This is a genomic window from Streptococcus sp. AM28-20 (assembly GCF_003603595.1).
In the GTDB taxonomy this organism is placed as follows: Bacteria; Bacillota; Bacilli; order Lactobacillales; family Streptococcaceae; genus Streptococcus; species Streptococcus ilei.
This window is the reverse complement of sequence record NZ_QTNK01000001.1, coordinates 720,062-745,928: the sequence shown is the minus strand read 5'-3', so window position 1 is coordinate 745,928 and position 25,867 is coordinate 720,062. Positions and strand designations below refer to the sequence as shown.

30 protein-coding genes are annotated in these 25,867 nt (G+C 40.5%); all 30 read left to right on the top strand.

Annotated elements, in window-relative coordinates; all coding sequences use genetic code 11:
- Positions 1 to 70: 70 nt before the first annotated feature.
- The 30 genes from aroB (at position 71) to DW738_RS03775 (ending at position 25,824) form a co-directional block, all read left to right on the top strand.
- The gene (gene aroB / locus DW738_RS03925) at positions 71 to 1,135 is read left to right on the top strand and encodes a 3-dehydroquinate synthase (protein ID WP_123160381.1); all 1,065 of its coding nucleotides are present in this window, start codon (positions 71 to 73) and stop codon (positions 1,133 to 1,135) included.
- A gap of 20 nt (positions 1,136 to 1,155) precedes the next feature.
- Positions 1,156 to 2,322: a chorismate synthase gene (gene aroC / locus DW738_RS03920; protein ID WP_123160380.1), complete on the top strand. Its 1,167-nt coding sequence runs from the start codon at positions 1,156 to 1,158 to the stop codon at positions 2,320 to 2,322.
- A gap of 12 nt (positions 2,323 to 2,334) precedes the next feature.
- Positions 2,335 to 3,441, top strand: coding sequence for a prephenate dehydrogenase (locus DW738_RS03915; protein WP_023023592.1), 1,107 nt, complete (start codon positions 2,335 to 2,337; stop codon positions 3,439 to 3,441).
- Positions 3,442 to 3,540: 99 nt separating this feature from the next.
- Complete coding sequence (locus tag DW738_RS03910) at positions 3,541 to 3,879, top strand: YlbF/YmcA family competence regulator (RefSeq protein ID WP_023023590.1); 339 nt, start codon at positions 3,541 to 3,543, stop codon at positions 3,877 to 3,879.
- A 273-nt stretch (positions 3,880 to 4,152) separates the two neighbouring features.
- Positions 4,153 to 5,436 carry a 3-phosphoshikimate 1-carboxyvinyltransferase gene (gene aroA, locus DW738_RS03900; RefSeq protein ID WP_023023589.1) on the top strand — a complete coding sequence of 428 codons (1,284 nt, stop codon included), beginning with the start codon at positions 4,153 to 4,155 and terminating at the stop codon, positions 5,434 to 5,436.
- Positions 5,429 to 5,914, top strand: coding sequence for a shikimate kinase (locus DW738_RS03895; protein ID WP_123160379.1), 486 nt, complete (start codon positions 5,429 to 5,431; stop codon positions 5,912 to 5,914). Before aroA ends, DW738_RS03895 begins: the two co-directional genes overlap by 8 nt.
- The gene (pheA, locus tag DW738_RS03890; RefSeq protein ID WP_123160378.1) at positions 5,905 to 6,759 is read left to right on the top strand and encodes a prephenate dehydratase; all 855 of its coding nucleotides are present in this window, start codon (positions 5,905 to 5,907) and stop codon (positions 6,757 to 6,759) included. The genes DW738_RS03895 and pheA overlap by 10 nt, the downstream gene beginning before the upstream one ends.
- On the top strand, positions 6,756 to 8,081 hold the full coding sequence (locus DW738_RS03885; RefSeq protein ID WP_123160377.1) for an LCP family protein: 1,326 nt from the start codon (positions 6,756 to 6,758) through the stop codon (positions 8,079 to 8,081). The genes pheA and DW738_RS03885 overlap by 4 nt, the downstream gene beginning before the upstream one ends.
- Before the next feature lie 62 nt (positions 8,082 to 8,143).
- Positions 8,144 to 9,502, top strand: coding sequence for a 23S rRNA (uracil(1939)-C(5))-methyltransferase RlmD (gene rlmD, locus DW738_RS03880; RefSeq protein WP_123160376.1), 1,359 nt, complete (start codon positions 8,144 to 8,146; stop codon positions 9,500 to 9,502).
- 170 nt (positions 9,503 to 9,672) lie between these two features.
- A complete protein-coding gene (locus tag DW738_RS03875; RefSeq protein WP_123160375.1) occupies positions 9,673 to 9,996 on the top strand; it encodes a TfoX/Sxy family protein in 324 nt (107 codons plus the stop codon).
- Between the two features lie 196 nt (positions 9,997 to 10,192).
- Positions 10,193 to 10,918 carry a CPBP family intramembrane glutamic endopeptidase gene (locus DW738_RS03870; RefSeq protein WP_229038959.1) on the top strand — a complete coding sequence of 242 codons (726 nt, stop codon included), beginning with the start codon at positions 10,193 to 10,195 and terminating at the stop codon, positions 10,916 to 10,918.
- Positions 10,919 to 11,260: 342 nt separating this feature from the next.
- Positions 11,261 to 12,307 (top strand): DMT family transporter, encoded by a 1,047-nt coding sequence (locus tag DW738_RS03865; protein ID WP_123160374.1) that lies wholly within the window; start codon positions 11,261 to 11,263, stop codon positions 12,305 to 12,307.
- A gap of 106 nt (positions 12,308 to 12,413) precedes the next feature.
- Positions 12,414 to 13,292 carry a phosphotransferase gene (locus tag DW738_RS03860; RefSeq protein ID WP_123160373.1) on the top strand — a complete coding sequence of 293 codons (879 nt, stop codon included), beginning with the start codon at positions 12,414 to 12,416 and terminating at the stop codon, positions 13,290 to 13,292.
- A 129-nt stretch (positions 13,293 to 13,421) separates the two neighbouring features.
- Positions 13,422 to 14,195 carry an alpha/beta hydrolase gene (locus DW738_RS03855; RefSeq protein ID WP_123160372.1) on the top strand — a complete coding sequence of 258 codons (774 nt, stop codon included), beginning with the start codon at positions 13,422 to 13,424 and terminating at the stop codon, positions 14,193 to 14,195.
- A 199-nt stretch (positions 14,196 to 14,394) separates the two neighbouring features.
- On the top strand, positions 14,395 to 14,688 hold the full coding sequence (locus DW738_RS03850; RefSeq protein WP_123160371.1) for an antitoxin: 294 nt from the start codon (positions 14,395 to 14,397) through the stop codon (positions 14,686 to 14,688).
- The gene (locus tag DW738_RS03845; protein WP_123160370.1) at positions 14,681 to 15,019 is read left to right on the top strand and encodes a type II toxin-antitoxin system RelE/ParE family toxin; all 339 of its coding nucleotides are present in this window, start codon (positions 14,681 to 14,683) and stop codon (positions 15,017 to 15,019) included. The genes DW738_RS03850 and DW738_RS03845 overlap by 8 nt, the downstream gene beginning before the upstream one ends.
- Positions 15,020 to 15,033: 14 nt before the next feature.
- Positions 15,034 to 15,471 (top strand): hypothetical protein, encoded by a 438-nt coding sequence (locus tag DW738_RS03840; protein ID WP_123160369.1) that lies wholly within the window; start codon positions 15,034 to 15,036, stop codon positions 15,469 to 15,471.
- Positions 15,472 to 15,486: 15 nt separating this feature from the next.
- The gene (locus tag DW738_RS03835; RefSeq protein WP_123160368.1) at positions 15,487 to 15,930 is read left to right on the top strand and encodes a GNAT family N-acetyltransferase; all 444 of its coding nucleotides are present in this window, start codon (positions 15,487 to 15,489) and stop codon (positions 15,928 to 15,930) included.
- 184 nt (positions 15,931 to 16,114) lie between these two features.
- Positions 16,115 to 17,134 carry a DNA/RNA non-specific endonuclease gene (locus DW738_RS03830; protein ID WP_123160367.1) on the top strand — a complete coding sequence of 340 codons (1,020 nt, stop codon included), beginning with the start codon at positions 16,115 to 16,117 and terminating at the stop codon, positions 17,132 to 17,134.
- Positions 17,135 to 17,254: 120 nt separating this feature from the next.
- A complete protein-coding gene (locus DW738_RS10300; RefSeq protein WP_023023570.1) occupies positions 17,255 to 17,431 on the top strand; it encodes a hypothetical protein in 177 nt (58 codons plus the stop codon).
- Positions 17,431 to 18,042: a Fic family protein gene (locus tag DW738_RS03825; RefSeq protein ID WP_023023568.1), complete on the top strand. Its 612-nt coding sequence runs from the start codon at positions 17,431 to 17,433 to the stop codon at positions 18,040 to 18,042. The genes DW738_RS10300 and DW738_RS03825 overlap by 1 nt, the downstream gene beginning before the upstream one ends.
- A 259-nt stretch (positions 18,043 to 18,301) precedes the next feature.
- A complete protein-coding gene (locus tag DW738_RS03820) occupies positions 18,302 to 20,053 on the top strand; it encodes a glycoside hydrolase family 13 protein (RefSeq protein ID WP_123160366.1) in 1,752 nt (583 codons plus the stop codon).
- Positions 20,054 to 20,132: 79 nt separating this feature from the next.
- Positions 20,133 to 20,672, top strand: coding sequence for an RDD family protein (locus DW738_RS03815; protein ID WP_117744349.1), 540 nt, complete (start codon positions 20,133 to 20,135; stop codon positions 20,670 to 20,672).
- 144 nt (positions 20,673 to 20,816) lie between these two features.
- The gene (locus DW738_RS03810; protein ID WP_123160365.1) at positions 20,817 to 21,509 is read left to right on the top strand and encodes an Ltp family lipoprotein; all 693 of its coding nucleotides are present in this window, start codon (positions 20,817 to 20,819) and stop codon (positions 21,507 to 21,509) included.
- Between the two features lie 586 nt (positions 21,510 to 22,095).
- Complete coding sequence (locus DW738_RS03800; protein ID WP_061087933.1) at positions 22,096 to 23,133, top strand: IS1595-like element ISSag10 family transposase; 1,038 nt, start codon at positions 22,096 to 22,098, stop codon at positions 23,131 to 23,133.
- Between the two features lie 23 nt (positions 23,134 to 23,156).
- Entirely contained in the window at positions 23,157 to 23,651 is a 495-nt protein-coding gene (gene lnu(C) / locus DW738_RS03795) for a lincosamide nucleotidyltransferase Lnu(C) (protein WP_019543803.1), read from the top strand.
- A 113-nt stretch (positions 23,652 to 23,764) separates the two neighbouring features.
- On the top strand, positions 23,765 to 24,037 hold the full coding sequence (locus tag DW738_RS03790) for a hypothetical protein (RefSeq protein ID WP_123160364.1): 273 nt from the start codon (positions 23,765 to 23,767) through the stop codon (positions 24,035 to 24,037).
- Positions 24,038 to 24,248: 211 nt separating this feature from the next.
- Positions 24,249 to 25,136, top strand: coding sequence for a DUF4300 family protein (locus tag DW738_RS03785; RefSeq protein WP_123160363.1), 888 nt, complete (start codon positions 24,249 to 24,251; stop codon positions 25,134 to 25,136).
- A gap of 53 nt (positions 25,137 to 25,189) precedes the next feature.
- A complete protein-coding gene (locus DW738_RS03780) occupies positions 25,190 to 25,381 on the top strand; it encodes a hypothetical protein (protein WP_117744345.1) in 192 nt (63 codons plus the stop codon).
- Positions 25,382 to 25,434: 53 nt separating this feature from the next.
- On the top strand, positions 25,435 to 25,824 hold the full coding sequence (locus tag DW738_RS03775) for a hypothetical protein (protein ID WP_117744344.1): 390 nt from the start codon (positions 25,435 to 25,437) through the stop codon (positions 25,822 to 25,824).
- Positions 25,825 to 25,867: the final 43 nt, after the last annotated feature.

Below are 25,867 nucleotides of genomic sequence, written 5' to 3'. Positions count from 1 at the left end.
GCTCTGTTTTCTATTTTTATACAATAGTGAAATTGTAATCTTTTTCACATGGATTTGAAAGGAGATACTTATGAAGGTGAATGTTGATCTACCAAAGAATGGTTATGAGATTGTCATTGAGAATGGAGCGATCCAAAAGGTTGGAACTTGGCTCAGTCATTTATGGGAACCTCAAAAAGTAGCAGTCATAACAGACAACCATGTGGGATCCCTTTATGCAAGTCAGGTAGTGAAATGCCTTGAAAGTGAAGGATTTACAGTTGTTCATTATGAGTTTCTAGAAGGAGAAGCTAGTAAAAATCTAACGACTGTTCAGAAAGTTTATGAATTCTTAGCGAAGAATGGCATGACACGATCGGATGGGATCCTTGCTCTGGGTGGTGGCGTTGTCGGAGATCTAGCTGGTTTCGTGGCTTCCACTTACATGCGTGGGATTCATTTCGTCCAAGTACCAACTAGTTTGACAGCTCAAGTCGATTCTTCTATTGGAGGCAAGACTGGAGTAAATACGCTCTATGCTAAAAACATGGTAGGAACCTTTGCCCAACCTGATGGAGTCTTGATTGACCCTGAGATGCTACGGACCCTGGGTCAACGTGAGTTGATCGAGGGCATGGGGGAGGTCATCAAGTATGGACTCATTGAGGATCCAGAATTATGGGAAGAATTGGAAGGAATGGATGGCTCTGTCGAGTCTATTTATGAGCATGCAGAATCCCTGATTGCCCATTCTTGTCAAGTTAAACGCAAGATGGTCGTCGAAGATGAGCTAGACCAGGGCATCCGTCTTTATCTGAATTTTGGTCATACTCTTGGACACGCCATTGAAGCGACTGCAGGTTATGGCCAGGTCATGCACGGAGAAGCCGTAGCGATAGGGATGGTACAAGTCACTAAGGTGGCAGAAGCCAAGGGACTCGTCCAAGCCGGTTTAACACAGGCCATTCGTCAAATGTGTCAAAAATTTGGCTTACCAGTAGAATTCCATGGATGGGATAAGGAAGAGCTTTATCAAGCCTTAACCTTGGACAAGAAGGCAAGGGGCAATCAATTGAAACTCGTTTTGGTCCCAGAAATTGGCACTTGTCAGATTCATCCAGTCCCATTGGAAGAAATGAGAGACTTTTTAAACTAGAAATCGACAAAGGAGATACCATGCGTTATTTAACAGCAGGAGAATCACACGGACCACGACTAACAGCTATTATTGAAGGGGTGCCTGCAGGACTCCCTTTGACCGCTGATTTTATCAATGCTGAGTTGAAACGTCGCCAAGGGGGCTACGGTCGTGGAGCACGGATGAAGATTGAAAGCGATCATGTCGAGATCACCTCCGGAGTTCGCCATGGATTGACCATGGGAGGCCCCATCACCTTGAATGTCACCAACCTAGACCATCAAAAATGGCTGGAGATCATGTCTGTCAGTGATGTGGAGGAAAAGAAAAAGGGACTTCGGAAAATTACTAAGCCTCGTCCAGGCCACGCTGATTTGGTCGGTGGGATCAAGTACCGTTTCGATGACTTACGCAATTCATTGGAGAGGTCATCGGCTCGGGAAACGACTATGCGGGTAGCAGTTGGTGCAGTAGCCAAACGGTTATTAGAAGAGATTGGGATCCAAGTAGCCAGCCACATCGTTAATTTCGGTGGCATCGAAGTAGAGGTTCCAGAAAATCTTACGGTTTCGCAAATCAAAGAAGCGGTCGCTCAATCCGAGGTTTCTATTGTCAATCGAGAGCGAGAGAAAGAAATCAAGGCCTATATCGATAGCGTGAAGAAAGAAGGAGAGACCATCGGAGGGATCGTTGAAACCATTGTAGGTGGTGTGCCTGTTGGTCTAGGATCTTTTGTCCAATGGGACAAGAAATTGGATGCCAAAATTGCTCAAGGGGTTGTCTCCATCAACGCCTTTAAAGGAGTAGAATTCGGAATGGGCTTTGAAGCTGGTCGTCGCAAAGGCAGTCAGGTCATGGACGAAATCCTCTGGTCCCAACAAAATGGTTATACCCGTCGAACCAATCATTTAGGCGGATTTGAAGGAGGCATGACCAATGGGGAGCCCATTATTGTCCGTGGGGTTATGAAGCCAATCCCGACCCTTTATAAGCCCCTCATGAGTGTCGATATTGAAACGCATGAGCCATATAAGGCAACGGTGGAGCGGAGTGATCCAACAGCACTTCCAGCGTCGGGAGTAGTCATGGAGGCTGTGGTGGCAACGGTCTTAGCTACAGAAGTCTTGGACAAGTTCTCTTCTGATAATCTGGAGGAATTGAAGGAAGCTGTCGAGCTTCATCGGGCCTATACCAAAGCTTTCTAACTGGAGAAATAAATGGAAGAAAAGGTTGTATATATCGTCGGTCTCGGACTGATTGGAGCTTCGTTAGCCATGGGGATTCGGAAGGGCCATCCAGAAGTTACTCTATTAGGTTATAATCGCAGTCAAGCCTCGCGGGATATTGCTTTGAAGAATGGGATTGTTGATAAGGTGACGGCCAATCTTGAAGAGTTTGCTTCTAAAGTAGATGTCATCATCGTCTCCTTACCTGTGAAACAAACGATTGAAACCTTTCAGCAATTGTCAAAAATGCCACTGAAAGAAGGGGTTATTGTAACGGATGTGGGGTCGACCAAGGGGGCGATTGTAGAAGCGGGTCAAGAAGCTTTTAACCATCTCCCAGTCCGTTTTGTCGGTGGGCATCCCATGGCGGGGAGTCACAAGACGGGAGCTGCCTCGGCTGACTCTACCCTCTTTGAAAATGCTTATTACATTTTTACTCCAACTCTTGCGACTGATCCCAGTGCTATTTTGGAAATGAAGGATTTGCTCTCAGGGCTTGGAGCCCGTTTCATCGAGGTGGATCCTATTGAACACGATCGAGTCACTTCTCAAATCAGCCACTTTCCTCATGTATTAGCTGCAACCCTGATGGGACAAGCAGCTGCTTATACAGAGGAGCATAGCCTTACGGGTCGCTTTGCTGCAGGTGGATTCCGTGATATGACGCGGATTGCAGAGAGTGAGCCCAGCATGTGGACTTCTATCTTGCTGTCCAATCCAAGTGCTGTTCTTGATCGGATAGCGGACTTTCAAAATCGCCTTGACCAAGTTGCCGATATGATAAGACAAGGGCAAGAAGATGACATTTGGTCCTTCTTTGATCAGAGTCGAGAGCAACGCCAGCACATGCAGATCCACAAACGAGGCGGGGTGGAAAGTACCTTTGACATTTTTGTGGATGTCCCAGACGAAGAAGATGTCATCCTTCGGATCTTGGAGTTGCTTCGTGGGACTTCCTTGGTCAATATTCATATTAATGAGGAAAACCGGGAAGATGTCTATGGAATCCTCCAAATTTCCTTTAAGACAGTTGCAGATCAAGCAAGGGCTGAAGCCCTGATTACAGAGCAAACGGATTATAGCGTAGTGATCAAATAGGTCTCAAGTAGGATTTTTTTAAAAACATCAGTTTCTAATGCAATATGTAAAATATTCTTTGTATAATAGAATGAAATCAAACCTTTAAGGAGAAATCACATGTCAAATATTTATGATATAGCCAATGAATTGTCACGTGGAATTCGTGACTTACCAGAATACAAAGCTGTCCTTGCTAGTAAGGAAGCCATTGATGCAGATGCGGATGCAAAAGCTTTATTCGGAGACTACCTTGCTTTCCAACAAGAAATCCATGGGGTTATCCAGTCTGGACAAATGCCAACCGAAGACCAACAAAAGAAGATGCAAGATTTTGCTGAAAAATTACAAGGAAATCCAATTGTGAATGAATTTTTCACCAAACAACAGCAACTATCTGTTTATCTAGGAGATATTGAACGGATTATTTTTGATCCAGTTCAAGATTTATTTAAATAAGGGAGAGGCTGGGACAAAAGTCCTAGCCTCTCAATTGTCTTTGGATTGTCGAGCAAGACGCAGCTGTTGAGTGGACTCTACTACGCTGATTTCATCAGCTTTAACAGCCCTACTCAACTGTGCGGAGGTGGGACAACGATATCGAATTCTAACGAATGACCGATTTCTGTCCCACTCTCTTTTTCTCCCTCCTCTTGGAGGTCCTTCCAAGTGAACGTTGAAAATGGCTTTTTTTTATGGTAGAATTTTTAGAAAAGCTTGAAGGGGTAAGCCATGAAATTACAAACGAATTGTAAGGGTTTAAATGGAATTATTCGTGTTCCAGGGGATAAATCAATCAGTCATCGGTCGATTATCTTTGGTAGCCTTGCGCATGGAACCACTAAGGTCTATGATATCTTACGTGGTGAAGATGTCTTATCCACTATTCAAGTATTTAGGGACCTAGGCGTCTCTATCCAAGATGATGGTCAAGTGATCACCATCGAGGGGAAAGGTTTTGAGGCCTTTCAACAGCCTAAGAATGATCTGGATATGGGGAATTCAGGCACTTCTACTCGATTAATAGCAGGTGTCTTAGCGGGAAGTCCCTTCCCAGTTACCATGGTTGGAGATGATAGCTTGTCCAAACGACCAATGGACCGAGTGGCGATCCCCCTTCGAGAGATGGGAGTCACAGTCCAGGGCCAAACAGATCGAGACATGTTGCCCCTTCATCTGCATGGATCAAAAGAGTTACAACCAATCCATTATTCATTACCGGTAGCTTCTGCGCAGGTCAAGTCAGCTCTTCTTTTTGCAGCTATGCAAGCAGAAGGGGAGTCAGTCATTCTAGAGAAGGAACTGACACGGAATCATACTGAAGATATGATCCAGCAGTTCGGTGGCCAGATTAGCGTGAAGGGCAAAGAGATTCGCCTACGTGGGCCCCAGAGCTTCCAAGCCTGTGAGGTGACGGTACCAGGTGATATTTCCAGTGCGGCCTTTTGGTTGGTAGCTGGTTTGATTGTCCCAAATAGCAAGATTCGTCTGGAGAATGTCGGGATCAATGAGACCCGTACAGGCATTCTAGAGGTTATTGAAAAAATGGGTGGCAAGCTTCAAATCTTGGATCTTGATCCAGTAGCTAAGGCTGCAACCCTTGTCGTAGAGACTTCTGATCTCCACGGAACGGAAATTTCAGGTGATTTGATTCCTCGTTTGATTGATGAGCTTCCAATCATTGCACTTTTGGCAACTCAGGCTTCCGGACGAACCATTATCAAAGATGCTGAAGAATTGAAAGTTAAAGAAACGGATCGCATTCAAGTCGTGGCAGATAGTCTAAATGCCATGGGAGCTTCCATCACTCCAACAGAAGATGGCATGATCATTGAAGGGAAAACGCCCTTGCATGCTGCTAGTCTGCAAACCTTTGGCGATCACCGGATCGGCATGATGGGGGCGATTGCAGCCCTGCTTGTGAGAGAGGGTGAAGTGGAACTCGAGCGTGCAGAAGCTATTAATACCAGCTATCCTTCCTTCTTTGCAGACTTAGAAAAGGTGTCCCATGCCTAAAGTACTACTCGGCTTTATGGGAGCAGGGAAAACAACCATTGGCCGTTTATTGGATCCAGCTTTTGTAGATATGGATGCGCTCTTGGTTCAACGCTTAGAAATGCCGATTTCGGCCTATTTTGCTCGCTTTGGAGAAGAGAGTTTTCGCCAGCAAGAGTCGCTTTTGTTGCAAGATTTGCTCAATGGACAGAGTTCCGTCATTGCAACTGGTGGGGGGATTGTCTTGAGGTCTGAAAATCGTCAGCTTCTCAAGAAGAATCCTTGTAATATTTATTTGCGGATTGATTTTAATCGCCTCTATCAACGACTGGCAACTGATCCTGTAAATAAGCGCCCTCTCTTTCTTGATAAGTCTCAAGAAGAGTTTCAGGCCTTGTTTGAACAACGCCTGCCCCTATATGAAGAAGTAGCCACACATGTGCTTGATGTTGCTGATAAGACACCTGAAGAAATTGTGGAGATGATTCGATGCTTGTAGCTTATCTAGGTCCTAAGGGATCCTTTACCCATCATGTAGCTCTAGAAAGTTTTCAAGACGCTGAATTGTGTCCTTATGGATCTATTACTGAGGTATTGAAAGCCTATGAATCCCATCAAGTAGACTATGCAGTCATCCCTGTTGAGAACTCCATTGAAGGCAGTGTCCATGAGACCATTGACTATCTCTTTCACCAGGCCAGTTTCCAGGCTATCGCAGAAGTGGTTTATCCCATTAAGCAACAACTATTGGCCGTTAAGCAGGATCGAGCCATTGAAGTGATCTATTCACATCCACAAGCTTTAGCCCAGGGAAAAGCCTATGTCCAAGAGCATTTCCCTCAAGCCAGACTGGAGATGACAACTTCGACATCCTATGCAGCTCGATATGTCTCTCAACATCCGGAACTACCTATTGCAGCCATTGCGCCTTTGGAGGCTAAGGATGAATATGGTTTGGAAGTTGTAGCCAGTAATATTCAAGAGATGGATCAGAATTATACCCGCTTTTGGATTCTTGGTCAGCGACCTTTTGAAAGCAGTCGCTCCTTAAAGAGTGTTGCCTGCAAGGATAGTCTGGCCATCACGTTGCCAAGTAATATTGCAGGTTCCTTATGCCAGGCCCTATCTACATTTGCTTCAAGAGAATTAAATTTAACAAAAATTGAGAGCCGTCCTTTAAAGACGGCCCTAGGGGAATATTTTTTTATCATCGATGTGGTGGATGCTGACGAATTACTGTTTGCTTCTGCCTATCAAGAACTGGAGTCCCTAGGAGTATCCATCAAAACCTTAGGCCACTATTCGGTCTATGTGCTAAAAGACAATGAAACGGAGAACGTATGAGTAGAGAATCAGAAAACCTATCCTATCATGAACAAAAGAGATTGGATTACCTTTATTCCAACTACCATTACCTGAACGAGAAAGAGCAGTCGGAATACAAGTACCTAAAAAATAAATCAGAGGGACATTTCCAAGAGGACCCCGTTTCAGCAATTGCTGAAGAGTCTGAGGCTTCTTCAAGTAGAGGAGAAAATGAGTCTGATGAATTACCTGTCTATCCATCACGTAGTCGAAAGGATAAAGCCAAATCCAATAAAAAGAATCGAGAGGAAGTAACAGGTCTTCCCAAACGTAAGAAGGGAAGAAAAATCCGCTTCAAACGTATTTTAAAGTGGATTGCCCTTTTCTTCTTATTGGTTCTTGGTGGAATGGTCTTTATGTTTATCAAGGGTTTGAATAGCAAACCTGGTGGGACGAATGCTCAACCAGCTGTAAAAGAGTATTTTAACGGCCAGAAGACCAGTGACGGGGTCAATATCCTTATCTTGGGTACTGATGGTCGAATAGGGGAAAGCTCGTCTGAGACTCGTACAGACTCCATCATGGTGGTCAATGTCAATAATAAAGATGGCAAGATCAAGATGGTCAGCTTCATGCGGGATACTCTAGTCCATATCGATGGCGTCAGCCAGCAAACGGATCCAGACTATCCAGATTACTATGACCAGAAGCTCAATACGGCCTTTACCATTGGAGAGCAGAATAACAACCAAGGGGCGGAATTGGTCCGTCAGATGCTTAAGGATAACTTTGACATTGATATCCAATATTATGCCATGGTCGATTTCCAGACTTTTGCTACAGCCATCGATACCCTCTTTCCTAATGGAGTGGAGATGAATGCGCAGTTCTCCACCATTGATGGTGAAACCGTTTCTGAAGTTGAAGTTCCGGATGACTTGAATATGAAGGATGGCGTCGTTCCGAATCAGACCATTAAGGTCGGAAAACAACGGATGGATGGCCGGACCCTCCTCAACTATGCTCGTTTCCGTAAAGATGATGAGGGTGACTTTGGACGTACGAGACGCCAACAAGAAGTCATGTCTGCCATTGTTCACCAAATCAAGGATCCAACAAAACTCTTCACTGGTTCTGAAGCATTAGGAAAGGTATTCGCTATGACCTCGACCAATGTACCGTTCTCCTTCTTGTTAACCAACGGGATTGGCCTAGTCGGAAGTGCCAGCAAGGGGATTGAACGCATTACCATTCCAGAAAATGGGGATTGGGTCGATGCCTATGATATGTATGGCGGTCAAGGACTGCTGGTCGATTTTGATGCGTATAAAAAGAAATTGTCCCAAATGGGCTTAAGATGATATAATTAAGGGATAGGAGTGTTCCAAACTCCGTCCCTTTTAATTTGTAGAAAGATAAAAAAATGCTAAATAAGAATGAAATTGTAACCGTAGAAATTGTTGACCTGACCCATGAAGGAGCCGGAGTGGCTAAGGTGGATGGCTTGGTCTTTTTTGTAGAGAATGCCCTGCCTGGAGAGGTCATTCGCATGCGCGTGCTCAAGGTCAATAAAAAGATCGGCTATGGAAAAGTAGAGGAGTACCTGGAAAAATCGCCTCACCGCAATGAGGAGCTGGATCTTGCCTATTTGCGAAGCGGTATTGCCGACCTGGGGCACTTAGCTTATCCGGAGCAATTAAAATTTAAGGCCAAACAGGTCAAGGATAGTCTTTACAAGATGGCAGGAATCTCTGATATAGAAGTACCCCTGACCTTGGGCATGGACCATCCTGTTCAATACCGCAATAAGGCCCAAGTCCCTGTTCGTCGCGTCAATGGTCAAGTCGAGACAGGCTTCTTTCGGAAGAATTCTCATGATTTGATGCCGATCGAAGATTTCTACATTCAAGATCCAGTCATTGATCAGGTAGTTTTGGCGCTTCGGGATTTGATTCGTCGTTTTGATCTCAAGCCTTATGATGAGAAGGAACAATCTGGCTTGATTCGTAACCTTGTCGTCCGCCGAGGGCACCATTCAGGAGAAATCATGGTCATTTTGGTCACCACTCGTCCCAAGATTTTCCGTGTGGACCAGTTGATCGAGCAGCTGATCAAGCAATTTCCTGAGATTGTGTCTATCATGCAGAACATCAACGACCAGAATACCAATGCTATTTTCGGGAAAGAATGGCGGGTTCTCTATGGTCAAGACTTTATTACGGACCAAATGTTGGGCAATAGCTTCCAAATCTCAGGACCAGCCTTTTACCAGGTCAATACCGAAATGGCAGAGAAGCTCTATCAAACAGCCATTGACTTTGCAGACTTAAAAGAAGATGATGTGGTGATTGACGCTTACTCAGGAATTGGGACCATTGGCTTATCAGTTGCTAAGCATGTCAAGGAAGTTTATGGAGTAGAAGTCATCCCCGAAGCAGTTGAGAATAGCCAGAAGAATGCCAGCTTAAATGGCATTACCAATGCCCACTATGTCTGTGATACAGCTGAAAATGCCATGAAGAATTGGCTCAAGGAAGGTATCCAACCAACTGCCATCCTGGTCGACCCACCACGCAAGGGCTTGACTGAAAGCTTCATCAAAGCAAGTGCCCAAACAGGAGCTGACCGCATCGCCTATATCTCATGTAACGTCGCTACCATGGCGCGTGATATTAAACTCTATCAAGAGTTAGGCTATGAATTGAAGAAAGTACAGCCGGTGGACTTATTTCCGCAGACGCATCATGTCGAGTGTGTGAGTTTGTTGGTTAAACGCAGCTAATCCTCAAAAGGTTCACTGAACCTTTTGAGTCCCACAAACGCACCATGTTGAGGCGGTTTCACTGCTTGTACGAGCTACGAAGTAGCATAGTAGAAACGGAAGGCCCACCATATTGAACTAATATAAGTATTAAAAATCCTGTAGACCAATGCAAATTTTGGAGGTGGAGTATGGCTTCAAGTAAAGAATATTTAGATTTCATTTTAGAACAATTATCCGAGTTGGAAGAAATATCATATAGAGCAATGATGGGTGAATATATAATTTATTATCGTGGGAAAATCATTGGTGGAATTTATGATGATAGATTTTTAGTGAAGCCTGTCAAATCCGCAATAGCATACATGCCAAATGCAAAGTACGAGTTACCATATGATGGAGCAAAGGAAATGCTATTGGTAGATGATGTTGACAACAAAGAATATTTAACCTGCTTATTTGATTCAATGTATGATGAGTTACCTGCACCAAAACCAAAGAAAAAGAAATATTGACAGAATTCCATTTTGAGTCCTACAAACGCACCACGTTGAGGCGGTATCACTGCTTGTACGAGCTGAGGTATCAGCGAAGTAGAAGAATATTTTATACTCTAGGATAGGACTCGTAGAATGAGAAGATAAACCTTAGCCACTGCATTTGATCATGAACTTGCAACAAAGTTTGCTAAATAGTTTATGGAATTATATAATGGGATTTATTCTTAAACAAAGACAAATTAGAATTTATGGAGGGCATAATTATATGTGGGGTTATACTAAAATAAAAAATAAGACATTCTATATAACAATGATGGGGATTGCTTTGATGGCTATATTATCTTTGACAAAGATAAAACCCGAAACATCCATTGCAGGAGCTTCAGTTATAGCAGGAGTCCTATTTTTCTTTGTTGTCGACAACATGGACAAAAAATTACAAATAGAATCAGGATTACGCTTTAAAACTTTTTTTAGTGATATGAAAAAACAATGGGTAATTCCTCTGGTACTACTTACAGTAGCTACGGCTATAGTGTCGGTGGTTATTGGAGATATTATATTTAATGGGACGTATTCTGCTCATGTTATTGGAAGAACAGATACGATGTTGTCCTATAATAAAATACCGATCCTTACGATTCAAATAGTTATTGCAGCGTTAGTAGAGGAGATTGCATGGCGTGGATTTTTCCTTGGTAAAGCAATTAAATTTTTTCCATTTTGGGTTTGTGCATTTATGTCTGCTTTATTGTTTGCAATAGCCCATATTGCTATCGGAAACTTTGGACTCGTATTCTATGATGTTTTTACGATTTTTATTGACAGTATAATCTATGCCATAAATTATAAAAAGACAGGAAATTGTTTGATTTCAACAGTTTCGCACATTCTTTGCAATGTAGCTGGAATTGTATTTTTCATGATATTTATGTAGTATTTTTGAATTTTATATATTTAAAGGTATCATAATAAACAAATACCAGTTTGTAGAGGTAATACCTTTTAACGATAACCTTATGCTATCGTTAAAAGGTCTATAGACATGTTTCCATATGCAGACAGGTTCACTTGACATACTTAGTGTTCACTCGTTTAACGTCGAGTGTGTGAGTTTGTTAGTGAAACGCAGTTAATCCTCAAAAGGTCTCCCAAACCTTTTAAGTCCTTAGCGAGATTCCGGTTTGGATGTTTTGGGAGCGGAGTGGTACTGTAGTTTTGATCTTGGCTCTGATATGGAGGTCATGGCCAGAAAAAATGAAATAAAGGAGTTGAATTGATGGAGCACAATAAGCCAAAAGCAATTATATTCGCCTTTCTGGCAGCTATGTTTTATGCCATAAATGTACCAATATCAAAGGTTCTTTTGCAGCATGTTGGCCCGACTACAATGGCAGCTTCGCTGTACCTTGGTGCCGGGATTGGTATTGGGATAATGTCCTTGTTTAACAAGAAGGATAGAGAGAAAGCAGAGAGCCTGACAAAAGCGGATCTTCCCTATATTATCGGAATGATTGTTCTCGATATTGCTGCTCCGATTTTTCTGATGCTTGGAATTAGCTATGGTTCTTCAGCAAATGCCTCGCTTCTGGGGAATTTTGAAATTGTGGCGACGACGGTCCTTGCACTGATTCTCTTCAAAGAAGCTGTCACCAAAAGATTATGGCTTGCTATTGGGCTAATCACCCTGTCAAGTATCTTGCTGTCGTTTGAAGGAACAGACAGCTTTCATTTTTCTTATGGTTCTTTGCTAGTGATCCTAGCTACCATTTGCTGGGGACTTGAGAATAATTGCACGAGAGAGCTATCATCAAAGAGCACCTATCAAATTGTCATACTAAAAGGCCTCTGCTCTGGACTTTGCGCTCTAGTCATTGCCCTGATAAAAAAAGAGTCCTTTCCAGGATTTGGCTATATCGCCATTGCCTTGGCTTTAGGTTTTGTGGCCTATGGTCTTAGCATTTTCATGTATGTGAGAGCCCAGAATGTTCTCGGAGCAGCTAAGACCAGTGCCTATTATGCTGTCAATCCGTTGATTGGAGCCCTCCTTGCTTTTGTGTTTTTAAGTGAATCCTTATCCTGGACGTATGTGATCGCCTTGATCGTGATGATCATTGGTTCTGCTCTAGTGGTGGTAGATACGCTTATTCGCCAACACACCCATGAACACCAGCATAGCTTCAGCCATACCCATGGCGGAAGTACCCACACGCATACGGTATGGCATTCGCATGTCCACAAGCATTATCTAACAGAAGAGAACCACATACATCGCCATTCTATCAAGGAACTAGAGAGTCTAGCAGAGGAAAAAAGAATTGACTAGTTTTCATTATCTAAATCTTGATCTAGGTAACTAAAGTGTAGACGAACTGGATGAGTTACTAGTGAAAACTGCAAGAAGTGTTGGAAGGTGAATCGGAGAGTGATTGATGAATTTTATTAGTAAGATAGCCATAAATAAAGGCTGGTCAGATGATAAAAAATATTGTGTGACAGATCAAAATCAGCAAAACTATTTCTTGCGTGTTTCTGATAAGGATAAGTTAGATACTAAGAAATTTGAATTTGAGATGATGGAGAAAGTGGCTTCTCTTGGAGTTCCGATGTGTAAACCAATTAGCATAGAACTCTGCGATGACAAAGTATATTCTTTACACGAATGGATTGACGGAAAAGATGCAAGAGAAACCATTCTAACTATTTCAAAAGAACAACAATACACTTACGGAGTAGAAGCAGGAAGCATCCTTCATAAAATTCATTCACTCCCTGTAACAGAAGTTCGTGAAGATTGGGAAAGCTTTTTTAATCGAAAAATTGATGACAAAATCGCCAAATACAAAGAATGTCCCGTTCAATATGAAAACGGTCAGATCTTTATTGATTTTTTAAATGCAAATCGAGAATGGCTAAAAGATAGACCTCAGGTTTTCCAACATGGGGATTATCATATCGGAAATTTCATGATTGGTGAAGATGGCAAAATTTATGTCATTGACTTTGATCGATTTGACCTTGGAGATCCTTGGGAGGAGTTCAATCGGATTGTGTGGTCTGCTCAAGTCTCTCCCTCTTTTGCGTCTGGTATGATAGATGGATATTTTGATGGTAAGGTTCCAGATTTATTTTGGAATCTTCTCGCTATCTATATTCTAAATAACTTAGTTGGATCACTTCCCTGGGCTGTACCTTACGGACCTGAAGAAATAGTGGTAATGCAACATCAAGCTAAGGAAATTATAGAATGGTATGATGATATGAAGCAAATCATTCCTAGTTGGTACTTGAACAAGAAGACGGCTGAATAATAAAAGAGCTTAAATGTCAATTTGAAGAAATGTCAGGATTACTTGCTCAATTTCAAATACATCTAACTATCTTTAAAACAAATGATTTTTATCACTACGAGTTAAAGTCTTACAGTAAGGAGTTTAAACATGAAATTCCATGAATTTGGGGATAAGAATTTGCCTCCTATCTTACTGATACATGGCGGTGGTAGTTCTTGGTGGAACTATCTTCGTCAAGCACGGATCTTGTCAGGAGAATACCGTGTTATTTTACCTACTTTGAATGGCCACGGCGAAGAATATCCACTCGATTATGTTTCTACTGAAGATTCCGCTTTGGAGATCCTAGACTATATCAAAGCAAACTGTGGTGGAAAGGTGTTTGCGATTGGTGGTGTTTCACTTGGTGGTCAAATTGCTATTGAGGTTTTGTCCTCAGACAGCGAAATTGCTGAGAAGGCCATCATAGACGGAAGCCTCTGTATTCCTCAACCAAGGTTAGCTAAAATCAGCATCTTTCTAGTATCCCTATTTGGTAAACTGATGTTCAGTAAATTCTCTTGTAAACTTCAATTAAGTATGATGAACAAACTCTATCCTAAACTGGCTTATCCAGAGGAGATAAAAGCATATTATTTGGAGGATCTGCCAAGGACGACTATCAAAACATTAGTGACCATTTACAAAACCTATATGGGGCGTTACAAGCTGAAGAAGACGGTTTCTGCTAGCAAGGCTCAAGTTCTTTATATTTATGGTGAAAAAGAATTGAACTGTGTGAAAGCATCAGCGAAATTATTTCAACAACTGCATCCAAATACGATCTTGTATGAAGCAAAGGGCTATAATCATGGCTATTTGTCAGCTTACCTGCCTCAAGAGTGGATTGATTTGGTGGAACCATTTTTAAAGGGGAAATAAGGAACTTCGTAAATACAAAATACAAGGTGATAGACAGAACAATCTATCACCTTTTTTCTATCAAAACTATGTATCATCAGTTATGAATGCAGCTCTCATATCTTATTAGGTGAAAGAGGAATCCATTTTTCACTTGAATCCCTTCTCTATCTTATGGTAGAATGTATATACAAATTGTATGTACAAAGGAGAGGTAGAAATGGTAAACACGAAAGCAGTGAATTTTCGAGCAGATGCGATGTTTTATCAGAAAACAAAAGAGGTGCTGGCGGATCAAAAAATTTCTGTGTCTGATGTCCTAAATGCAGCACTTCGAAAAATTGCCAACGGGACTGTGGATCCAGAAGAATTTGTTTCGAGTGATTTGAAGGACAAACAGTATCAGGTAGCCTTTGAAGATTTAAAGAAGGAGATTTTAGTTGGGCACCAGGAAATTGCTCAAGGGAAAGTCACTTCTGTAGCTGATGTGAGAAAGGAATTTGGTCTTGACTAAGTTGAAACGCTATCAGGTCTTTCTGGCAGATCAGGCTAAGCAGGACTTGCGAGAGATTCACGACTATATTCTTGTGAATTTTTATAGCCAGCAAGCTGCAGATGGCAAAGTCGATTTGCTATTAAGTGCTCTTGAAACCCTAGAGCTGTTTCCAGAAGCATGTCCTCTTGTATCAAGTCGGGGCTATGGTGAGATGACTAATGATGGAAAACCCTATCGTTATATGCCAATAGAGAACTATCTCGCATTTTATTATATTGAGAAGCATACAGTGCATGTTGCTCGTATACTAAGTGCAAAGCAGGATTGGGTGAAAATTTTTTATAAGTAGAATGAGGAACCACTATGTTAAAATCCAATAAGCTAATCATTTTTTTAATTTCCCTACCTTTCCTGATGGTTATTGTTTTCTATTCGCTCAATGGGCATCCTGCATATAGTGATGATAGTAATTTCATTAGAAATCATGAAGCTGCTATTAAGAGTGAGATTATCGCATACTTAGCCCAGGAAAAGCAAGGCATAAAGTCCGTGACCTTATTGCCAAATACTGCTAGAGGTGAGTATGATAATGGTGGTGATGTGAGCGGCAATTACCTTATCCATTTTACAGCCTATGCTGATGATAACCCGGAGAGGACGTTAAGAGTAGAATTATCTTTCCCCGATGCCAGCATTCCTCCTTTTACTCTGTTTCACCCTAACCCGTATAAAAGCAAGAGCCAAAAGATGGCCAATTGGTTTGTGGAGAATATTGAAGAATCGGAAGAAGCGTCTAAATAGAAATAAGAACAAGTCATGATTAATAGATTAGTAGACGAACAGATCACTCTTATTCCTTATTATAGGAATGATGATATTTCCCTTCTTTGGTATCAAGATAGTGAGATTTGCAAACAAGTGGATAATACTGATCAGATTTACGATGTAACAAAACTTCATAAAATGTATGATTACCTATCTTCACATGGTTCTTGCTATTATATCCAATATGAAGGAGTGTTAGTTGGAGATGTGACACTTCAAGATAACTCGGAACTTTCTATAGTGATCAGCAAAGAGTATCAGAATTTACAGATCGGAAGACGATGTATTTCTGAAATGATACAGCTGGCAAAAGAACAAAAAATGGTAAAGGTCTCTGCACAAATTTATCCATTTAATACTCAAAGTCAAAGAGTGTTTTTAGCTTTGGGATTTCAGAAAGTAGATGAAGAGTGGTATGAATATAAGTTGATATAGAACAGTTGTGTATCATTTTATGTATTTAAAAAATAGTCCTTATTTTATACACTAAAGAAATATAAAGTAAAAATAAACTCATTTTAAAATCTAATTGAAATAGGAGAAGAAATTGCCTATCTTCTATGTTTGTAACCGCTTTTTTCTGCTATAATAATACTAGATAGTAATACGGGAGTTTATTATGGTTATTAAACGGTTTTTGAAAAATATCTTCGTTGGAATAGTCGCGATTTTCATGTCCTTAACCTTTGTTCAAGGAGTTCAAGCTCAGCAAACTGGACTCGATTACCAGAGTCTTCATCTACTGCCTTTTAATGGCAATAAGCAGCTAGTACTGGGGGATTTTGATCATTTAGGTCGTGCGACTTCAGCTCATATACAGTTACAAGATAAGGATGAACCAAAGCAGAAAAGAGAGCCACGGCTTACCTACAATCCAGTTGGCTGGCATAATTATAAGCTGTCCTATGGAAACAAAGGGAAGAAGGCCTGGTTGTTCCATAGAGGGCATCTGGTCGGCTATCAATTTAGTGGCTTGTCTAATGAAGGGAAAAATTTAGTTCCCTTAACTGCATGGACCAATACGGGGAATTATAAAGGGACAGCGGATAGTAATGTGGAGGGCATGCTCTACTACGAGAAACGACTTGATAGCTGGCTAGCCACCCACCCAAATTACTGGTTAGACTACAAGGTGACTCCGGTCTATACTGGTGATGAATTAATTCCTCGGCAGGTGACCTTGCAATATGTAGGAATTGATCGAGATGGCAACCTTCTACCAATCAATTTAAGTAGTCCCAAAGAGTCAGTAGATGTTTATGGGATTACCACTGTTACCTTGGACAACTACTCTAAGAATGCGACCATTGACTATCTGAAGGGAACTGCCAAGCCATCTTTAGTGCCGACAGAACCAAGTAGTCAACCTCAACCTGCTAGTCCTTCTGTAGAGACGCAACCAAGTCAAGCCCCTCAACCGAGTCAAGCAGTAGAGCCAGCTCAGCCAGTTCAACCTGTCGAGCCTGTAGCACCAACTCCTCAACTAGCTCCAGTTGTTTATGTGGCCAGAAATGGGAGTGCGGATGTTTATTGGTATTCTTTGGACAGTATGCCTCGCAATACTAACTTTTCTAAGGTTGTTCAAATGTCAGAAGAGCAAGCGCTAAGTCTTGGAAAGCGGCATACAAGTAAGGAATGAGGATCAGTTATTTTGATAATAAGAAAGCCCAATTGCTGGGCTTTTTGTTGTAGGGTAAGTACTAAATAGGAGAACTAAAATGATTGAAAATATGCTATAATAATAGGACGGAGGTAGAATATGACCTTAGATGTAGATAAAGAAAAAATGATGATTATGGGTGTGGTTTTTGACAACAAAAAGGTTTTTAAGAGCGTCTGGTTTGCTCTGAGCACCAATATGATTGAAGGATGGCATCCCACGGTAGAAGACGTGGAGCGACTGAGAGAAGAGGCAGTTGCATTAGGAGTTGGATAATGGTCAGAAAAATATATGATGGGTATGATTATATAGACCCTGATAATTTGTACACCTATCCCCATTCATCTGTTCTCATAAATAAATTTAATGAGAAAAATGATAATAAAGCACGAGAATTAGAATATCGTTTAGTAGCAAGTCAAAGTTTAAAACTGTTTATTAATCCAATTGAAGTAAATACTGTTTCAGATATTTTAAAGATTCATAAGTTTCTTTTTGAAGGAATGTATACTTGGGCAGGTCAATACCGTCAAGTAAATATCTCTAAAAGTGGAAATGCTTTTATGCCAGTTCAGTCTTTTGATATGGCAGAAAAATTTTTAAATACTTTGCTTTCAAACTATTTACTTAACGCAAATAATAAAATTGAGATTTGTAAAAGTTTAGCTGAGATATTAGATAATCTAAATTATTTTCACCCATTTCGAGAAGGAAATGGTCGTACTCAACGAGAAGTTATCCGTTCTTTAGCTTTGATGAAAGGTTATGAATGTGAAATTTCAATTGGTTTAGATGATGATATCTATCACTTATATATGGATGGAACAGTTTATGGAGATACTAGTAAGCTCGAACAACTGTTCAATAAACTATTAACAGAAATATAGAACTGTAGTATATTTTAGTAGGAAACAGTATAAAGTGATGCTTATAAGGTAAAGTCATTGCTTCAACAAAAATCTTTAAGCCCAATCGTTGGGCTTTTTATGTGCAATACAATCTTAAAAAAGTTAGAAGTTATGAATGATCTCCTCTAATATCTTGCAAACCTTTTCATAAAGTTGTATACTAGTACATGATTTTTTGTAATCGTTTGCATAAATTGATAAATGATGAGTAAAGAAATAAAAGTAGGAGACAAGACAGATGGAATTAACCGCTATTTATCATCGGCCTGAATCGGAGTACGCCTATCTTTATAAGGACGGCCAGCTCCACATTCGCATCAGGACCAAAAAAGAGGATATCAAACGGATCGTCTTGCATTATGGGGATCCCTTTATTTTTACAGAGGATCTATATGAGGAAACTGAGGAGATGGACAAGGTAACCTCAGATGATTTGTTTGATTATTGGCAGGTTTCCGTAGCCGTTGGCTATGCACGGATCCAGTATCTCTTTGAATTAGAAGATACAAAAGGGAAGAAGGTCTTGTACGGAGATCGAGGTATGGCTTCCTATAACAAGGAGAACCTTGAATTCGTCATGAACGGCTTTAAGCTACCTTTTATCCATGAGATTGATGGTTGTGCTGTTCCAGATTGGGTGGCGCAGACGATTTGGTACCAAATCTTCCCAGAACGGTTTGCCAATGGGAATCCAGCCCTTTCTCCAGAAGGCGTCCGTCCGTGGGATGCATCAATTGCTCCTCAAATATTGGATTTCTTTGGTGGAGATTTACAAGGCATTATTGATCACCTAGATTACTTGCAGGAGTTAGGTATTACAGGGCTCTACCTTTGTCCGATTTTTGAATCTCCGAGCAATCACAAGTACGATACTATTGACTATTTTGAAATTGATCGTCATTTTGGAGATAAGGAGACCTTCCACCAGCTAGTGAAAGAGGCCCACGCGCGTGGGATGAAGATCATGTTGGATGCCGTCTTCAACCATATTGGCTACGATTCCCCCCAATGGCAGGATGTGGTCAAATACGGGGAGGATTCGATTTATAAGGACTGGTTCCATATTAAAGAATTCCCTGTCTCCTCAAAAAATCTGTGGAATAGTCGCAACTTGTCTTACCATGCGTTTGCCTTTGCGGGCTATATGCCCAAGCTCAATACGGCTAATCCAGAGGTGAAGGCCTATCTCTTGAAGGTGGCGACATACTGGATTGAAGAGTTTGATATCGATGCTTGGCGTTTGGATGTGGCGAATGAAATCGACCATCAATTCTGGCGCGATTTCCGTAAAGCGGTCTTAGCCAAGAAACCGGACCTCTATATCCTAGGAGAAATCTGGCATTCGTCCCAACCTTGGCTCAATGGTGATGAGTTCCATGCAGTTATGAATTACCCGCTCTCTGAAAGTATCAAGGATTATTTCCTGCGGGGGCATAAGGAGACGCAACGCTTCATTTGGGAAATCAATAGCCAGTCTATGTACTATAGGCAACAGATCTCTGAGGTTATGTTTAACCTCTTGGACTCGCATGATACAGAGCGCATCCTGACGACGGCCAAAGGTGATCTCCAGTCCGTCAAGTCAGCTCTCGCCTTCCTCTATCTGCAACGCGGTACACCATGTATCTACTATGGAACGGAGTTAGCCCTCATTGGTGGTCCCGACCCAGATTGCCGCCGTGTCATGCCATGGGAGCGCGTGGCCGCGGACAATGACATGTTGAACTTTATGAAGGACTTGATCCAGCTACGAAAAGAAGTAGCAGAGTTGATCCAACATGGTCAAGTGAGTCTAGAAGAAGTGGAGCCGGATGTGGTGGCAGTAGAATGGCAGCATGAAGGACAGCTCCTTAAAGCCTACTTTAACCAGTCGAAGAAAGACTTTTTCTTAGAAAGAGGACAAGCAGATCTGATGATTCTTGGGAGCATTTCCGATGATCGATTGATTATTCAGCCAAATGGATTTGTTATTTATAGAGAAGATAAGTAGGTTTGAAGACTGCAATTGCTAGATTGCAGTCTTTTTTTATAAATAGTTTCTTTATTCGTACCCTTATATTATAATGGAGATGAGAAAGGGGGAGACGGTGATGAAGATGTTAGCAATCAATCCTATTTCGGTTAAAAAAAGAATGATAGAATTTCTATTCGATTATCTTTTCATTCTAACTTATTTAGTTTTTCTGTTTATAGTTTCGATGCTTATTTACATTATTTTTTTTAATGGTGTCCCAGAGTTTACAGAAATTCAGTCGCAGTGGCTCGTATTTTTTACCTCTATTTTACCAATCACACTCCTTTTCACATACTTGGATTATGCAAAAAATGGGAGTTTTGGGAAGGTAAAAGCAGGACTTGAACTGGTCTACCAGAAAAAAACAGTACAAGCTAGCTTGATCAGAAACACCATTAAATTTTTACCTTGGCAAATAGGCCATATGGGCACAATTCATGGTTTCTATAGTAATTTTGATGGATTATCCATTATCCTCTCGATTTCGGCGACTCTACTCGCAGTTTTGCTACTGGCAATGACGCTGTTTAGGAAAGATAAGAGACATCTAGGTGACCTGCTAGCCCATACTCAAGTACAACTAAAAGAAGAATAGGATACAGAATGTTTATCCTGTTCTTAAAGAAAAAACACATTGTTAGGAAGTATTTATATGAATGAGAGCATTGCGTTACACTGTTGTTTTATTAAGAACAAAGTAACAAATTAATTTGACTACAAACAAGTAAAGGTATTCATTATGAAAGAATTTTTGAAATTTATTTTTTGGATGTTTGTTTCGATTTTTGTATTGATGGTAGTAGTTGTAGCTCTTATGTTAAATAGTTATGATAGAGCTTATGAGAATGCTCATAAGCATTCGAGTTATTCATGGAAAAAAGTAACTTATCCTGTAGAAAAATACTCTAATCCAATTGATGAATATAATGATAATTTCGAATTATTATTTAATTTGCTTGTTAAAAAACTTTTTTCTCCAACTTTAGTAGAAAAAGAATTTAAAAGGGCATATGAAACAGCTAAAAATCTGTCAGCGGATTCTCCTATTTCGATGCAGGCTATCAAAAATAAAATAAAGATTTATAATTATTCTGAAGGCGCTAACCAGTACGCTGTATATAAGCTTAATATAGACTGGAGAGAGCAGGCTGTTTTAGCAGCAAAATCACTTCAAAAGTATCGTTATTCAAAAGAAAAGTTAGTTGAGCAACTGATAAATGTTGCACTATTTACTCAAAAAGAGGCTGACCATGCTGTAGAACAAGTAAATTTCGATTGGAAGGAGAATGCTGTGAAAGAAGCGGAATCTTATGTAAACAGTGGCAAGATTTCGAAAGAAAAGTTATTAGAAATACTTGTTGAGAATAAAAAATTCACTCAAGAAGAAGCTGAGTATGCTATAGAACATGCCAAAATAGATTTGTTGGATTAGACAATAGTTCTAGTATTTATTTAAAGACCTTAAAAGAGGTTAATGAAGCTAAGATAGCTGCGGTAGAAAGTTATGAAAAGTGGCATAATGAGCATAAGGACACAATTACTATTTATGATCGCTATTTGAACAGTGATGATTTCAAAACAAGTTCAATGAAAACTATACAAGATCAACTGAAAACATTTTTAATGGACCATCACTACTATGAAGTAGCTATTCCCCTGATTAGACAATTAAGTAAGAGTTACGATCATTATTATAAAAAACTAACTGAGGCAAGTAACTATTATTTAAAGTAAAAGGAAGATGCACCACAGTAATTCGGAAATCAATATACTTCATAAGATTTAACGATGAAGAGATAGAGTGAGGGATGACTTGCCTTAGCTCTATTTTTCGGTTCCTTTAGTTGTACTTTTCCCCTACATAGGTGTATAATGTGTCCTTGGGTAAAGAAATTAGTAGAGTAAGGTGATTTATATGGAATTAAAAGATGGCTCTGTCACAACAAATGGTTGATTTTTGACGAGAAATAGCGTATAATAATAGTAAGAAACAGTACCACCGAAGGAGGTAATTGGATATGCCTACTATCAAAGACGCATTAGATATTATCGGTAAGTTGACTGTCGCAGAGCAGGAAAGCCTTAAAACAATGCTTTTAAGTCCTGCCTTTGTAAAGTCTTTGAATATTGAAGATTTCGTAGCAAAGGAACGCTTTGCAAATGGTCGTGTATGCCCTCTTTGTGGCTGTATCCATGTGGTTCGCAATGGTCATCGTAAAGATGGCACACAGCGATATGTATGTAAGGATTGTGGCAAGTCCTTCGTGATTGCTACGAACTCCATTGTGTCTGGTACAAGAAAAGACTTGTCCGTGTGGGAGCAGTACATTGATTGTATGATGAATGGCTTATCCATTCGTAAGACTGCTGTTGCTTGTGGGATTCACAGAAACACCGCATTCCTTTGGAGACACAAGATTTTGGATGCACTTCAGAATATGGCAGACGATGTTACCCTTGACGGCATTATTGAGGCTGACGAAACTTTTTTCGCCATCTCGTACAAGGGCAATCATAGCAAGAGTAAGACATTTGCTATGCCACGCAAGGCTCATAAGCGTGGTCATTCTACACATATCAGAGGCTTGTCCCAAGAAAAGGTATGTGTTCCTTGTGCGGTTAATAGGAATGGCTTGTCTATCTCCAAGATTACGAATACTGGTAGAGTTTCTACAAGAGATTTACATCATATTTATGATGGTAGGATTAAGACCAATTCCACTCTTGTTACGGACAAGATGAACTCCTATGTGAGATTTACAAATGCCAATGGCATTGACCTTGTGCAGTTAAAGACTGGCAAAGCCAAGAAAGGCATTTATAATATCCAACATATCAATAGCTACCATAGCCAGCTAAAGAGGTTTATGCGTGGCTTTAACGGTGTTTCTACCAAGTATCTGAACAACTATCTTGTGTGGAATAACCTTGTAAATTACGCCAAAGAAAGCGACATAGAGAAAAGGAACATCTTCTTAACTTTCGTTTTGGCAACATTGAAAACTGCTAAATGCAGAGATTTATCAAACAGACCAGCAGTTCCTCTGGTCGCCTAATTAGAATTTGTGGAGATGATAAGATGGTCAATATAACAGATGTAAAACAGATTCTTCAATTTGCAATAGATGCGGAGATTAAAGTCTTTCTTGATGGTGGCTGGGGTGTAGATGCTCTTCTTGGATATCAGTCAAGAGCCCATAATGATATTGACATTTTTGTAGAAAAGAACGATTATCAGAACTTTATAGAAATAATGAAAGCTAATGGCTTTTATGAGATTAAGATGGAATATACAACATTGAACCATACTGTATGGGAAGATTTGAAAAACAGAATTATTGATTTGCATTGTTTTGAATATACGGACGAAGGTGAAATTCTTTATGATGGGGATTGTTTTCCGGTAGAAACTTTTTCGGGTAAAGGAAGAATTGAGGAAATAGAGGTTTCCTGTATTGAACCATATAGTCAAGTAATGTTCCATCTGGGATACGAGTTTGATGAAAATGATGCACATGATGTGAAGTTATTGTGTGAGACACTTCATATCGAAATTCCAAATGAGTATAGATAACTGCAAATAACAGTTTGTAGGGGAGTTCTGATACTCCCCTATAAAAATGGCTATTTATCAACTGTTTGTTGTGACATAGCCTAAAAGATTTTACAGAAAAAGAACAAGAACAGATCAACCAAGGTTTGAGTACAGCTGAGATTTCTGATAAAGAAGCGGCGAAGAAGTTGCTTGCTCTTGTACCGCAAGAATGGGTCAAGCGTATTCCTTTCTTTGTCAGAGGGCATGCGACAACAAAGACGATCGAACGTGTGGCTATGCGCTATCCTGAACTCTATGCCGTGGCCAAACGCCAAGGAGACCTTCCTGAAAAAGAACGGGAAGAATTGCGTGTCATCATGACGGAAGTCTTTGAAGAAAAGATGAACAAACATAAGATTAAATAGGATTCATTATTCATTAAAGAGCTGGACAGTCTGCCAGCTCTTTTTTTGCTACCTATAAAGTTTCCTCATTTCGTGAAAAATAGTTGGAGCTAAGTCCGTTTTAAACTATAATATAGGAGAAGGAGATTCGATAGGAAAAAGAAATGAATCATGTTATGAAACGCGATTCCATATTACAAACCATCTTAGTATATAGAAAAGGAAAAAATTTATGAAACCATCTAAAAAAATCATGCTCCTTACTAGCTGTGCCTTGGCGATTTTTGCTTTATCGGCTTGTGGGACCAATCAAAAGCAATCCAAAGAAAAGCAGGAAACCTCCACTGTCCAGCAGTCCAGCTCAGACAAGGAGCATTACAAGGGTACCTACAGCAATCTCAATAGCAAGGAAAGTGTCGAAGAAGTACGGGCTCTCTTGTCTGCTTATTTGGATCAGGAGAGTGTAGACAAGTTTCTTGGTCTCGTAACGGACTATGATAATATCGTTGGATCTGTTGGCTTGACGGGCGACTTTACCACCTTCAAAAAGACGGAATACGATGTGGAGAAGATTAGTGACTTGTGGACCAAGAAAAAGGGAGATTTCGTCGGAACCAACTGCCGGATCAATAGTTATACCTTGTTGAAGAATCGCATCGAGATTCCTAAGCAAAAGGCGGATAGTGAACTCTTGTTCGTGGACAATGATGCGATTGAAAAAGGGAAAGTCTTCGATGAGGCAGACAAGGAAGCCTTTAACATTCTGTATTCACGGGTTCCGACAGAGGATACAACGGATGTCAAGGTCCATGCTAAAAAGATGGAAGAGTATTTTGCCAATTTCAAATTCAATGAAAATGCCCGCATGCTTTCCGTAATCGTTCATGATAACCTAGATGGCAATTCCCTATTTGTCGGGCACGTCGGTGTCTTGGTTCCTGCCAAGGACGGCTACCTCTTTGTCGAAAAGCTGACCTTTGAAGAGCCCTATCAAGCGATCAAGTTTGCGACCAAGGAAGATGTCTACAAATACTTGGAGACCAAATACCAGGATTACACAGGTGAAGGTCTAGCCAAGCCCTTTATCATGGACAATGAAAAATGGGTTGAAACCAAATAGAATTATCAGCTAGTTAAGTTCGATAAAACTCCAGCTAAAGAAAGGACCTACAGATGAATAAAAAACTCGTCTATTTCGCTCTCGCACTTCTTCTTATCGGTTTTTTACTGGTAGAATCAAGTATGTATATCCTACCCTACATTGAAGGATTAAAAGATTTTGAACTAGTTGCTTTCGGGTTTGGAATTCTTCTCTTAGTGGGTGCCATCATCTTATTGACAAAGAATAAAAAGCATTCTGATTAAGTCCGAATCAACAATTGTACTGTGTATTTAGAATTTATGAAGGAAGAAATGGAATGGCAAGTTTAGGATCAGGACCACTATTATTAAGTGTTGGTTTTATCGCCTTCTTCAGCATTACTTTATTCGTTCGTCGGTGGTTAGCTAGCCGACGTAGTGGAGGCTCATTTTTTGAACCTTACCACATTTCGAATGGCATCTTCTTCATTCATGTGCCTTTGTGTTTTAGCCGTCGTATGATCCCATTGAAAGAGATGAAGCAGATAACCTATTTATTGCTCCGTGGTCGCGCTGGTGGTGGGAGTCGCTATGCTTTCTATATCGAACTCAGAAATGGAAAGACCATTCCCTTCTTTTTTGGTAAAAGTAAACAGAATGAACTGTTGGTTGAAAAACTCAAGCAAAATGCTGGTAAGTATGGCTTTAAAGTACATTTTCAGCGCTAGAATAGAAATGACACCAAGATTTAATTCTCTGTAAAAACGAAAG